Below are 12,612 nucleotides of genomic sequence, written 5' to 3' on the forward strand. Positions count from 1 at the left end.
ATACAGATGTTGTTTACTCAGGATTCCACTGCGCTGTCGTCTGCCTCGAACTCATGGGCAAGCAACCTGCCGGCAATCCGTGCGACGTTCACCAAGCGCTCGCTGGACATCCCACTGCATGCCGCTGCAGACAGCCCCCGCAGGGTGACCAGGATGTAGTCAGCCCGGGTCTGCGCAGCGTCCGGGCAGACTTGGTCCAGATACCGGCGGATCGCCTGGATTCCAGCGTCACCGAATTTCTCCGCCATGTTTCGAGCGACCGGATCGTTCGCACGCAGGCCTTCGGTGATCAGGCAACCACGCAAAGCGCTATCTCGCCCGTACTGCTGCGCAGCGGCAATCAGCAGCGAGGTTAGCGCTTCGGCGGGAGGTCGATCCGGTGCCAGCAGTCTGTCCATTGGCAGCGCGTTTTCCGCGGCATAGCGATGCATTGCTCGTTCGAACAGTTCGGCCTTGCTTCCATAGGCGGCGTAAAAGCTCGGCGGCTTGATATTCATTGCCTCGGTCAGGTCGGTCAGGCTGACAGCGTCGTATCCACGCTGGTGAAACAGTGCTTGTGCGATGGCTATCCCTTGCTCCCGGTCAAAGGCGGAACGGCGCTGTCTGGGTTTTTCGTTCATAGCTATTTCTCTAGGTGATACGCCACTGTAGTGATCGCTACATGCAAGTTCAACCGCTTCGGTTGTGCCTTCTATTTAGTAGTCACTAAATAACTTGCAGAGGACACCCTCTTTATGTAGTGTTCACTACATATTCGACAATTGAGGTTCATCCCATGCAATTCCAAAGCAAGGTTGTGCTGGTTACTGGCGGTTCTTCGGGCCTCGGCTTCGCAATCGCCGAAGCATTCGTCAGCCAGGGTGCGGATCTGATCATCACCGGGCGCCGCCAGCCTCAGCTAGACGAAGCAGCAAGTCGCCTCGGTGGGAATGTTTCTGCGGTGCGGACTGATATCTCGGACCCAGCCTCCCTAGGGGAACTGTTCAAGCATATCGGTGCGGTCCACGGTCGTATCGATGTATTGATCGCTAACGCCGGGATGGGTGAAATCGAGCCTCTAGGTGCAATCACCGAAGCGGGCTTCGATCGGGTGTTCGCGACCAATGTCAAAGGCACCACCTTTACGGTTCAGAGGGCGTTACCGCTGATGAGCGAGGGGAGCAGCGTTGTCATTATCGGCTCGACTTCTTCGATCAACCCTGGACCTGGTATGAGCGTGTACGGAGCAACCAAGGCCGCACTACGCGCGTTGGTGAAGAGCTGGATTCTCGACATCAAAGGATCGGGTGTACGCATTAACTTACTCAGCCCCGGGCCGGTGGACACCCCGTCCCTACGGGCCGTGCTTGGTGAAAACGCGCCACAGGTAATCGACTTGCTAAATGAGAAGAGCACCCTCGGCCGGATCGGCCAGGCACACGAGATCGGCCAAGCTGCGCTCTTTCTGGCGAGCGAGGCGTCGAGCTATGTCAACGGTGCCGAGCTGTTCGCCGACGGTGGAGCTTCTCAGGTTTGAACGTACATGGATCGGTCGACTCGCCAAATGCTGACCTTCCGCTGAACGACGACAATGCCTTAACTGGCAATCCGCAACGGGAAATATCATTCGCTTATATCTGACGAGCGCAACCATCCTGCCGAGTGAATCGGGGATGCAAGGAGTTACCAAATGAGTAAGTTTGCTGGATCACTAATCGATCATGTGGGCATTGGTGTCTCGGACATTTTGCACGCTCGCGCCTTTTACGAGCGGTCGCTCGAGCCGTTAGGGATCACATTGCTAATGAGCATCGAAACGGACCATCCGCATTCGACGCCTCGCAGACTGGGGTTCGGCTCCGCAGGCAAGCCATTCCTGTGGCTGCACGATGCACCAGTTCCCAGCTACGGGACTCATATCGCGCTGCTGGCGCAGAGTCATGGGGCCGTCGACGCATTCCATGCGGCTGCCATCGCCGTTGGCGGACAGGACAATGGCGCACCAGGGATCAGGCCTCAGTACCACTCCGATTATTACGCGGCCTATGTACTGGGCCCTGATGGAGTGAATCTGGAGTGTGTTTGCCAACTGACGCCTTAGGTGCCAGGACGCTCATTATGTACCTGTCGGGTGGCATTCTTCCTCAGATTTTCAACCGCATCGAGCTGTCAGCCAATGGAAGTTTTTCCAGAATTGAATGTGTTCCTCTTTAGCCATGGCGCAGTTCTGATAACAGATAGCAGCGCCAACTCAAGATGTCTCGTGGCACGGCTGTAATCCTGAGGCTCCTTTTCTGGCCTGGTGCTAAATGGCTGCTCCTGGCCGAAGGCAGCCTTTCGCGAATGGCAGCTATTGGCCGAAAGCAGGTGTTCGTGAGCGGCAGCTAATGGACGAAAGCGGTCTACTGAGCATTCAATGCTACCGTCGCGCTGTGCTTAGTTTTGTTGAGCACTTAACGGTGTCAGAAGGGTAGGGTTGCGGAAATGCCCGAAAAGATGCGGAAACGATCCAAAGAGAGAGGTGCCAATTTCCTGAATGCCAGAAACGACAAAACCCTGAATAATCAGGGCTTTGTCGTACATAAGATGGCGGAGGCGATGGGATTCGAACTCATGGACCTGTTACAGTCGACGGTTTTCAAGACCGTTGCCTTAAACCACTCGGCCACACCTCCGTTGCGTTGCGGGCGCCATAATACCTGAATGAAACACACTGTCAAACTCTCTGCATGGCTTGTTACAGAGCGTCTGTTATGATCTTTGCGACTGAACGTTTCAAACCAACAGGAGTGTCGCCATGCGCGAACAGGATTACGCAGTTAATAACAGCGTGCAGGCTGAGCAGCTAGAGGTTAGCCGCGTCCTGCGCAACACTTACGGCCTACTGGCGCTCACCCTCGCATTCAGCGGCGTGATGGCTTTCGTCGCGCAGCAGATGCGAGTCGGCTACCCGAATATCTTCGTGGTGCTGATCGGCTTTTACGGGCTGTTCTTCCTCACCAACAAACTCCGTGACTCCGCGTGGGGCCTGGTATCTGCCTTCGCATTGACCGGTTTCATGGGTTTCCTGCTCGGCCCGATTCTCAACCGTTACCTGGGCATGCAGGGCGGCGCTGAAGTGGTCAGCTCGGCGTTCGCGATGACCGCACTGGTGTTCGGTGGTCTGTCGGCCTACGTGCTGATCACTCGCAAGGACATGAGCTTCCTCGGTGGTTTCATCACCGCCGGTTTCTTCGTGTTGCTGGGTGCCACGCTGGCGAGCTTCTTCTTCCAGATCAGCGGTCTGCAACTGGCGATCAGCGCAGGTTTCGTGCTGTTCTCGTCGGTGTGCATCCTGTTCCAGACCAGCGCGATCATCCACGGCGGCGAGCGCAACTACATCATGGCGACCATCAGCCTGTATGTATCGATCTACAACCTGTTCGTCAGCCTGCTGCAGATCTTCGGCATCATGAGCCGCGACGACTGATCGTAATGGCTGCAATAAAAAACCCGCTTCGGCGGGTTTTTTATTGTCTGCAGGAAAGTGCCGGCTCAGTTGATGACGATGCTGCCATCCACTTGCTGGCGGTAAATCGTGTAGGGCAGCAGCAGGGTATCGAGCGCGCCGGAGACCACGGCGTCCACCAGTACCACCGGGATGGCCGCGTTGCGATGCTCATCAGGGTCAATGCCCGAAGCCAAGGGAGCGTTGAGCGTGCAGAAGTCATAGGCGAGGCCGCTGTAGATTCTCGGCACCGCGCCGCAATAACTTTTTTGTTCCTTAAGCCCGTCTACGGCAGCCTGATCGTTACGTGCCACCGTCTGAATCGTGCCACAACCGCCGAGCAGCATGGTTGCCAGCAGCATTGCCTGAATTTTCATAGCGCCAGTCCTTAGCAGGGAAACACACCAATCTACGCCGAATATTGGCAAAAAACATCTAGGCCATCGGCGGCAAGCGGCGCTTGACCGGAGTTTTCTTGACGATCGCGGTGTTGGTTTCCGCCAAGGTATTGAGCCGATCGAGCAGGGTATCCAGCTGTTCCATCGAGCGCACATGCAGGCGCGCGATAAAGCAGTCTTCGCCGGTCACCTTGTCGCACTCGGTGAATTCAGGGATCGACAGAATCTGTCGCTCCACCTCCTGCAACTGCCCCGGCAGAGGCCGCACCCGGACGATCGCCTGCAACTGGTAGCCAAAGTGTTTCGGGTCGATGTCCACGGTATAGCCTTTGAGCACACCGCGTTCTTCGAGGCGGCGCAAGCGCTCGGCGACGCTGGGCGAGGACAATCCGCTGATTTGCGCCAATGCCTTGAGCGAGCGGCGCGAGTCTTCCATCAAGGCGCTGATAAGGATCTGATCGATATCGTCAGTCATAGGCCAACTCCGCTATTAGGCCATTTCAATGAATGACCCTTGATAAAAAGGCAGATTCGCAGTTTAGCCTGTCTTTTGCGCTGGAGCAGCGCCCGGCGTGCTTGGCATACTTTTGCCTTGCTTTCGCCAACCCTTCGGGAGAATGAACATGGACAAAACCCTGCGTCGCGGCTCGCTGGAAATGACCGCCGCCATGCTGATATCCGGGACCATCGGCTGGTTTGTATTGGTCTCCGGGCAACCGGTGCTCGACGTGGTGTTCTGGCGTTGCGTGTTCGGCGCCGGCACCTTGCTGTTGATCTGCGCAGCGTTCGGTTTTCTGCGTCCGGGTATTCTGACCCGCGCTACGTTTTTGCTTGCCGTGCTCAGTGGCATGGCGATCGTCGGCAACTGGGTGCTGTTGTTTGCCTCCTATTCTCGCGCGTCGATTGCCATTGGCACTGCAGTTTATAACGTGCAGCCGTTCATGCTCGTGGGCCTGGCGGCGTTGTTTCTCGGCGAAAAGATCACCGTGCAAAAGCTGTTCTGGCTGGCGATTGCGTTCATGGGCATGCTGGCCATCGTCAGTGCCCACGGCACGCAAGGCGAGAGTGGCAATGACTATCTGCTGGGCATCGCATTGGCCTTGGGCGCGGCGTTTCTGTATGCGATTGCTGCGCTGATCATCAAGCGTCTGACTGGCACGCCGCCGCATCTGATCGCGCTGATTCAGGTCTGCACCGGGGTTCTGCTGCTGGCGCCGTTCGCGCATTTCAGCGCATTGCCGCAAGCGCCCAGCGCCTGGGCCAGTCTGGTGACGCTGGGCATCGTCCATACCGGTTTGATGTATGTGCTGTTGTACGGTGCAATTCAGAAGTTGCCGACGGCATTGACTGGCGCACTGTCGTTTATCTACCCGATCGCGGCGATCTTCGTGGACTGGTTCGCCTTTGCCCATCGCCTGGAAATCCTGCAATGGGTGGGCGTCGCGGCGATTCTGCTGGCCGCCGCCGGCATGCAGCAAGGCTGGGGGTTCAAAGCGCGGCGACTGGCCGCGCAATAAAACTCAGATGTTCCAGCGCGGGGCGGATTTTGCCAGGCGCTGGCGCATCTCAGCGATGTTGGCCGCCAGTTGCCGGGTCAACAAGCGATAACCGTCCAGTGCGCTGTAGACCGGCGCCTCGAGGTTGGCCTCCGGCAACTCCAGCGGCCTGTCGAGGCGACTAGTCGCGCCGCTTTTCAAGGCGCGGGCCATACCGATCAGTTGAACGCGAATCTGCCGATGCTCGGCCTTCAGCGCCGATTGCAAATGCGCCATCGCCTCTGGATCGTTGGCATCCGGACGGGTATTGCCGAGGATTTCCAGGGTGCTGATGCACATGCGCAGGTTGCGCTGGATCGCATCGAGTTCGGTCATGGAAATCCTCACTTCCTTGGACACCGACGGCATCAGCGAGCGCAACTGCACCATCACCGCGCCGAGTCGGCTCATCAAACGCACATGCTCGTCGGCACTGACTGGCTGGCCGCTGATGATTCGTCCATACACGGTGGCGCAATCGCGCAGCGCATCGGCGAGGTTGTAGCGCCACGAATACACCGCGTACAGCGGCAGGGCGAATGAGAAAGCCAGGGCGAGGGCAATGCCAATGAGAATATCGACGCCGCGCCACAAACCATCGGTGATCGGGTTGTCGCCATGCCCGGCAACGATGAACACGGTGATCGCCGAGAGCAGTGCGGTGTAGCCGCCCTTGCCGATGGCGTGATAGGAGAAAAATCCGCAGACCACGGCCATCGCAAAATAGGTCAGCCACGGCATCCCCAGCCAAGCGTGCTGCGCCACCAGCGCCAGGCCGACCGCGGCGCCGATCAGCGTGCCGGTGGCGCGCTCGGCGGCTTTCTTGCCGATATTGCCGTGGTGCTGCAGCCCGCCGATGACCACCAGCATGGTCACCGAGGCCCATTCGCCGTGGGGCAGATTGATGCCGGTGGTCAGCAGGATCGTTGCCAGCAAACCGAGGGCTACGCGCACCGCGTGGATCAGGCGGGCGTGGCGGTAACGGCGATACGGATCCAGCAAGGGGCGCAAGACCCGGCGTAACAAGGGCGGAAGTCGATGGGTGCTGTAAGTACTCAGTGCAAGCCTCTCGTCATCTCGGTTCAGATCAGTGGAACGGGAAAATGTAATTCATCCATGCTGCCATACGCAGGAGGATTTTGCGCATTGCACCGATATGGTGGAAGTGCTGACTGTACACCGCGGCTTGCCCGTAAGCACCGCCCGGCATCTGTTTGCTGTACTGAGCGAAGGCCGGATCGGTGATTTCAATGATCACCGGCACCCGTCCAGCCGGCGGTGAACCGGTATAGCCGATCAAAGTGCCGGACGGTTGCACCTGACCTTCGGCAATCACGCCGATGACATTTTTCACCCTCCCGGCGAAAACCTTGCCGGGAATGCCGTCGAACGCCACTTCCGCCTCGTCGCCGACGGTCAGGCGCAGCAGACTGTTCTGGCGCATCCACGCGGCAAAATACTGGCCTTCCTCGGGAATGAACACCATCGACGGACGCAACGGCAACTTGCTCGCCATCATCCCCGGGCGTAACGAAACATGGGTGACAAAGCCTTTGCTCGGCGCGCGGACGGTGGTGTTGTCCAGTTCGAACTGCGCGTTATCCAGTTGCGCCTGCAAGTCATCGGTGCGAGCAATGGCGGCATCCAGTTCACGCTGGGTGCCGAAGTTGCGCCGGATCAATTCGGTGATGCGGTAGCGATCACCTTTGGCCGCGACCAACTGTGCTTTCAGCGATTTCACCCGGTTTGCAAACGGCGTGGGGTCGATGCGAAACAGCACATCGCCTTTTTCCAGCGGCTCGTTACCCTTCACCGGTACGTCGATCACCTGGCCGCTGACGACTGGAATCACCGGCACTGAAACGAAGTAAGTGCGCGCCACCTCCGAGTACGGGTGGTTGTAGTTCATGGTGAAGATCAATGCGCCGATCAGCAGGATGCCGCCCAGCACGGCCGTCGGCACGGTCCATTTGTTCAGCGGGATGCGAAAGATCTTGAACAGGGCGACGCAGAACGCGGCGTACGTGAGGATCAGCAGCAGGTCCATGAGGCTCAGCCCTCCCGGTTATGCGGGGCGGGCGGGGCAGTGGTCGTCAGCGCTTCGAGTCGTTCAAGGCGACTTTGCAGTTCGACCACCTCCTGCTCCAGGCGGATGACATGGTTTTGCACGGACTGGCCGTCACCAAAACCCCAGCCGCGATCTTCGCGATAGGCCATGGCCCAGATCCACAAAAACGGCCAGAGCGCATGCAGGGTGAACAGACTGACCCAGCCCGTGGCATGGATCGCATCCTGGTGCGGGTGGTTGCGGTGCACGGCGATTTCATAGGGGATGTCGTGCAAGACGATGATCCCGTAAAACAGCACGAGCCCAACGAACACCAACACGCCTAACGCGAAGTAATCGAGCATGGTCAAGCTCCCGGCATCCAGCACAGTGCTGGCATCAGTGTAGACACTGATGGGCCGGGCGCTTGACGACTTTGGCTCAGGCGCCGATGACGTGGATCAGAAGATGTAATCGGTGGTCAGGAAACTCGAATCACGCCCGCGAATGATCTCGCTGATCAGGTCCTTGTTGCTGTCCTGGAACTTGGTCGCCACCAGCGTACGGATCGAAAACACCCGCAACGCATCATGGACCGACAGGGTGCCTTCGGCAGAATTCTTGCGGCCGTTGAACGGGTAGGTGTCCGGGCCGCGCTGGCATTGGGCGTTGAGGTTGATCCGCCCGACCTGGTTGGCGAAGGTGTCCACTAGCCGACCGACCGCCACCGGGTTGGTGCCGAAGATGCTCAACTGCTGGCCGAAATCCGACTCCAGCACATAGTCGATTACGGTATCGAGGTGACGATACGGCACGATCGGCACCACGGGGCCGAACTGCTCTTCCTGATAGACGCGCATCTGCGGGTTTACCGGGTACAGCACGGCCGGGTAGAAGAACGACGCGCGGGCTTCACCGCCATTCGGGTTGACCACTTCGGCGCCCTTGCTGCGCGCATCGGCGACCAGCCCGTGCAGATAATCGACCTTGCCCGACTCCGGCAGCGGCGTCAGCGCCACGCCGCTGTCCCACGGCATGCCCGGTTTCAGGGTGGCCAGTTTTGCGTTGAACTTTTCGATGAAACTGTCGACCACGTCTTCGTGAACGAAGAGGATTTTCAGCGCGGTGCAGCGTTGGCCGTTGAACGACAGCGAGCCGGTGAGCGCTTCGCTGACGGCGTTATCCAGATCGACTTCCGGCAGGACGATCCCCGGGTTCTTCGCGTCCAGACCCAGCGCGGCACGCAAGCGGTGCGGTTTTGGGTGGAGTTTTTTCAGGTCGCTGGCGGCCTTGTTGGTGCCGATGAAAGCGAAGATGTCGATCTTGCCGCTGGCCATCAGCGCACTGACGGTTTCACGGCCGCTGCCGTAGATCACGTTGATCACGCCAGTGGGGAAACTGTCGCGGAACGCTTCGAGCAACGGGCGGATCAGCAGCACGCCGAGCTTGGCCGGTTTGAACACCACGGTGTTGCCCATGATCAGCGCCGGTATCAGCGTAGTGAACGTCTCGTTCAGTGGATAGTTGTAAGGGCCCATGCACAGTGCGACGCCAAGAGGTACGCGGCGGATCTGGCCGAGGGTGTCCTGTTCCAGTTCGAAACGGCTGGAACGGCGGTCGAGTTCCTTGAGCGCGTTGATGGTGTCGACGATGTAATCGCAGGTGCGGTCGAACTCTTTCTCAGAGTCCTTGAGGTTCTTGCCGATTTCCCACATCAGCAGTTTCACCACGGCTTCGCGTTGTTCGCGCATGCGCCGCAGGAACGCTTCGACATGCTGGATGCGCTCGGCCACGCGCATGGTTGGCCAAAGGCCCTGACCGCGGTCGTAGGCGCGAACGGCAGCATCGAGGGCGGTGAGGGCGGTTTCAGCGTCGAGCAGCGGTGTGCTGCCGAGAATCACTTGTTCGTCACCGTTGGCACCCTGCAGATAGACCGGGCTGCGCACTTGCGCGAGCGGGCCGTCCCAGCGGCGCAGTTCACCGTCGACGAGGTATTCGCGCTGCTCGACCTGAGCGTCGAGACGGTATTTTTCCGGGATGTCGCTGACAGAAGGGAACAGGTTGCCAAGGATGTTTGCTGTGGTCATGTCGCTACCCCGTGTTGATGTCTGCATGCAGATCTAAAAAGTCTGTATTGGTTATACGCCTGAATGCGGCGCAATTTAAACCCGCGAATGTCATGCAAATGTCACGTGCAGGCGCAGGGCAGAGGGGCCCGGCTCTGGCTGATGGACTCGGTTCCATTGTGGGAGCCAGCCTGCTGGCGATAGCTTTCTTTCAGGCGTTGAGTTTTTGGTCTGGGTACATATCCGTTGCTGCGGTAACGGCGGCTTATGGTTTCGCCTGACGGCGACTCACTTTTTTTCAAACGCCAAAAAAAGTAAGCAAAAAACGCTTGCTCCTACGTACGGCCCTCGCAGGCTCGGGTCCCTTCACTCCGGGACCGATCCGGGCGCAGCGGCTACGGTTTGCTTCGCTGCACCTTCTTCCGCTGTGTCTGGCTGCGCCAGACGGTCGCTGCGCTCCCACGCCCGGATCAATCCCTCCACTCAGCCTTCCGACGTCGCCGGTGACGCAAGATCAAGATCAAAAAGCACGCGAGCTAACGCTCATTGTTGAGTGGTGAAGAGCAGGGCGGTTGGCTCTGGATTTGTGGTGTGGCTGCCCCTCACCCCAGCCTCTCCCCCTGGAGAGGGAGCCGATTTGTGAGCCCACATTGGTTTTCATACACCTGAAATCCCCCGCCAACCCATCTCCCTTAATGAAGCTTTCATGACAAAAGTTCGGTAGCACATAGCCAGTCCGGTCATGCCTATGTAACGCGCTTGAGGGGCCCTTTGGGGTGCACTTTGCAAGCCGAGGCGGGACGCCGGGAGTGAGGCAATGGGGACTATGGAACGCTACTCGAAAGTGGGCATGCAGGAACTCGATCAGCGCTTGTCGAAGATCGTCGAGGCTGCGCGCAAGAAGCCGGTGTCGGTGTATCGCTACGGCGCGCCGTGGGTCTGGATCGTTTCGCAGGATGACTGGCAAGGCGCTTTGAAAGAGGTGTCGAGTTACATTCCGCCGGGGCATTCGCTGGTCTTGCTGCGCCCGCAGATCGACGATTTGCTCGATGCCCACCGCGAACTCCTGCACGACCTGAATGCCGAGCCGGGCATGTTGATTCCGGCGCAAACGGTGATGCACATCCTGCTTTTGCAACTGCTGTATTCGGTGCCCAGCGAACAGCAGCTCTACGAACAGCTTAATTACAACCTGCTGTTCCGCTGGTTCGTCGGCCTCGGCTTGAACCAAAAGGTCTGGAGCTTCAACGCCCTCAGTCGCGACATCGCCACGCTGCTCAACGAGCCGCGCGCGGTGCTGCTCATTCAGAAAATCATCGGCGAAGTGTTCTGCGGTGCCTTGCTGCAAATGCCCGAGTTCTCCTTGAACTTTGCGCTCTTGCACACCTGGCTGGGCAAACACGCCTGCGCCCCGCACGTCGGCAACTAACAGCGGCAACCCACCGGGAGCTGATGCGCCAACGGATCATCGCGAATTCAGGGGGTAGTGTGGAACCGATTTTCAAGTCACGGCTGGCGCTGTGCGGCTGGCTGCTGGTGACGGCGGGCGTGCAGCCGGTGCTGGCCGAAGAGGGCGCAGCCAACGCCGCAGCGCCGCGTCTGGTCGACGTCAACGAATACTTCGTGCGTGGCAACACCGTGCTTGATGCACGGGCGATTGAGGAAGCGGTGTATCCGTTTCTCGGCCCGCAAAAAGCCCTCAGCGATATTGAAGGCGCCCGCGACGCGTTGCAGAAGGCTTATCAGGAACGCGGTTATCAATCGGTGTTCGTCGAGCTGCCGGAGCAAGCCGTGGCTGACGGCATCGTCTATCTGCAGGTCAGCGAAACCAAGGTCGGCCGGGTGCGCGTGGTCGGCGCCAAGCACTATTCGCCGCTGGACATTCGCGACAACGTACCGGCGCTGAAGGAAGGCGAGGTGCCGGATTTCGCCAAGGTCCAGGGCGAACTGGCGCAGCTCAACAAAACGCCTGGGCGACAAGTGATGCCGCTGGTGCGCGAAGGTCAGCGCCCCGGCACCATGGACGTCGATCTGCAGGTCGAGGATCAGAACCCGTGGACCGCCAGCGTCGGCCTCAACAACGACTACAGCGCCGACACCGAAAAGCTGCGCACCGTCACCAGCCTCGGCTACAACAACCTATGGCAACTCGGCCACAGCGTCAACCTGACGTTCTTTACCGCGCCGCAGGAGACCGACAACGCCAAGGTCTGGTCGGGCTCCTACACCGCGCCGCTGACCGAGCGCTGGAGTGTGCAGTTTTCCGGTTACCAGTCCGACAGCAATGTCGCCACCATCGGTGGCAGCAACGTGCTAGGCAAGGGCCACAGCTACGGCGTCTCGGCGATTTATACGCTGCCGTCGAGCGGCAACTGGTCGAACTCGCTGTCGGCCGGTATCGACTTCAAGGACTTCGACGAGCGCCTGACCCTGTCCGGCGAGAGCGACAAAGTCCCGCTGCAATACGCCCCGTTCACCTTCGCCTACAACGGCTATCGCTACAGCGACAAAAGCCAGCTCGGCCTCGGTTTGAGTCTGGTCGCGGCCACGCGCAGCATTTTCGGCTACGGCAGTTCCGACGAAGATTTCGACTACAAACGCTACCGCGCCAAACCGAGTTTCGCCGTGCTCAAGGGCGATACCAACTACACCTGGACTTTCGACAGCGATTGGCAGAGCGCGACCAAAGCGGCGTTCCAACTGGCCTCGGGCCCACTGGTTTCCAACGAACAATTCTCCGCCGGCGGCGCGACTTCGGTGCGCGGCTATCTGGCTGCCGAACGCACCGCTGATGACGGTTACCTGCTCAGTCAGGAACTGCGCACGCCGTCGCTGGCGAAGTTCGCTGGCACCTGGATGCAGGACTGGCGCTTCTACGCCTTCGCCGAAGGCGCCCAACTCTATCTGCGCGATGAGCTGCCAGATCAGGACGCCAATTACGCCCTGGCCAGTGTCGGCCTCGGCACCCGCGCCAGCCTCAGTAAATGGCTGTCCGGCAGCCTCGACTGGGGCTACCCGCTACTCGAAGGGCCGAACACCTCGAAACAGGAATCGCGCCTGCACTTCAACCTTCAGGCCACTTTCTAACCAGGAGCACTTT

The 12,612-nt window shown here is 59.2% G+C and carries 13 protein-coding genes and 1 tRNA gene; 6 read left to right on the top strand and 8 right to left on the bottom strand.

Annotated features, from left to right (window positions below; all coding sequences use genetic code 11):
• Nucleotides 1–17: 17 nt before the first annotated feature.
• Nucleotides 18–620: a TetR/AcrR family transcriptional regulator gene (locus ACGSLL_RS00115; protein WP_394501935.1), complete on the bottom strand. Its 603-nt coding sequence runs from the start codon at nt 618–620 to the stop codon at nt 18–20.
• A 155-nt stretch (nt 621–775) separates the two neighbouring features.
• On the opposite strand from ACGSLL_RS00115, the gene ACGSLL_RS00120 reads away from it, so the two are divergent.
• Nucleotides 776–1,516: an SDR family NAD(P)-dependent oxidoreductase gene (locus tag ACGSLL_RS00120; RefSeq protein ID WP_394501937.1), complete on the top strand. Its 741-nt coding sequence runs from the start codon at nt 776–778 to the stop codon at nt 1,514–1,516.
• A 153-nt stretch (nt 1,517–1,669) separates the two neighbouring features.
• Nucleotides 1,670–2,080: a VOC family protein gene (locus tag ACGSLL_RS00125; RefSeq protein ID WP_394501939.1), complete on the top strand. Its 411-nt coding sequence runs from the start codon at nt 1,670–1,672 to the stop codon at nt 2,078–2,080.
• Nucleotides 2,081–2,566: 486 nt separating this feature from the next.
• On the opposite strand, the gene ACGSLL_RS00130 is transcribed toward ACGSLL_RS00125, so the two are convergent.
• Nucleotides 2,567–2,654 (bottom strand) — tRNA-Ser (locus tag ACGSLL_RS00130).
• Between the two features lie 122 nt (nt 2,655–2,776).
• Between ACGSLL_RS00130 and ACGSLL_RS00135 the strand changes: the two genes are divergently transcribed.
• On the top strand, nt 2,777–3,448 hold the full coding sequence (locus ACGSLL_RS00135) for a Bax inhibitor-1/YccA family protein (RefSeq protein ID WP_126363874.1): 672 nt from the start codon (nt 2,777–2,779) through the stop codon (nt 3,446–3,448).
• A gap of 65 nt (nt 3,449–3,513) precedes the next feature.
• On the opposite strand, the gene ACGSLL_RS00140 is transcribed toward ACGSLL_RS00135, so the two are convergent.
• Nucleotides 3,514–3,843, bottom strand: coding sequence for a YceK/YidQ family lipoprotein (locus ACGSLL_RS00140; protein ID WP_394501942.1), 330 nt, complete (start codon nt 3,841–3,843; stop codon nt 3,514–3,516).
• Nucleotides 3,844–3,901: 58 nt separating this feature from the next.
• Nucleotides 3,902–4,339, bottom strand: coding sequence for an Lrp/AsnC family transcriptional regulator (locus ACGSLL_RS00145; RefSeq protein WP_394501944.1), 438 nt, complete (start codon nt 4,337–4,339; stop codon nt 3,902–3,904).
• A 148-nt stretch (nt 4,340–4,487) separates the two neighbouring features.
• Between ACGSLL_RS00145 and ACGSLL_RS00150 the strand changes: the two genes are divergently transcribed.
• Complete coding sequence (locus ACGSLL_RS00150) at nt 4,488–5,381, top strand: DMT family transporter (RefSeq protein ID WP_394501946.1); 894 nt, start codon at nt 4,488–4,490, stop codon at nt 5,379–5,381.
• Between the two features lie 3 nt (nt 5,382–5,384).
• Here ACGSLL_RS00150 and ACGSLL_RS00155 read toward each other — a convergent pair whose 3' ends face one another.
• From ACGSLL_RS00155 to ACGSLL_RS00170, 4 genes are all read right to left on the bottom strand, one after another.
• A complete protein-coding gene (locus ACGSLL_RS00155) occupies nt 5,385–6,425 on the bottom strand; it encodes an FUSC family protein (protein ID WP_394501948.1) in 1,041 nt (346 codons plus the stop codon).
• Between the two features lie 61 nt (nt 6,426–6,486).
• The gene (locus ACGSLL_RS00160; RefSeq protein WP_394501950.1) at nt 6,487–7,446 is read right to left on the bottom strand and encodes an HlyD family secretion protein; all 960 of its coding nucleotides are present in this window, start codon (nt 7,444–7,446) and stop codon (nt 6,487–6,489) included.
• A 5-nt stretch (nt 7,447–7,451) separates the two neighbouring features.
• Nucleotides 7,452–7,811 (bottom strand): DUF3302 domain-containing protein, encoded by a 360-nt coding sequence (locus ACGSLL_RS00165; protein WP_394501952.1) that lies wholly within the window; start codon nt 7,809–7,811, stop codon nt 7,452–7,454.
• A gap of 96 nt (nt 7,812–7,907) precedes the next feature.
• Nucleotides 7,908–9,533 carry an NADP-dependent glyceraldehyde-3-phosphate dehydrogenase gene (locus ACGSLL_RS00170; RefSeq protein ID WP_394501955.1) on the bottom strand — a complete coding sequence of 542 codons (1,626 nt, stop codon included), beginning with the start codon at nt 9,531–9,533 and terminating at the stop codon, nt 7,908–7,910.
• 796 nt (nt 9,534–10,329) lie between these two features.
• On the opposite strand from ACGSLL_RS00170, the gene ACGSLL_RS00175 reads away from it, so the two are divergent.
• Entirely contained in the window at nt 10,330–10,941 is a 612-nt protein-coding gene (locus ACGSLL_RS00175; protein ID WP_394501957.1) for a transposase, read from the top strand.
• Between the two features lie 59 nt (nt 10,942–11,000).
• Nucleotides 11,001–12,599 carry a ShlB/FhaC/HecB family hemolysin secretion/activation protein gene (locus ACGSLL_RS00180; RefSeq protein ID WP_394501959.1) on the top strand — a complete coding sequence of 533 codons (1,599 nt, stop codon included), beginning with the start codon at nt 11,001–11,003 and terminating at the stop codon, nt 12,597–12,599.
• Nucleotides 12,600–12,612: the final 13 nt, after the last annotated feature.

It is taken from the genome of Pseudomonas retamae, from assembly GCF_043496865.1.
Taxonomy (GTDB): Bacteria; Pseudomonadota; Gammaproteobacteria; order Pseudomonadales; family Pseudomonadaceae; genus Aquipseudomonas; species Aquipseudomonas retamae.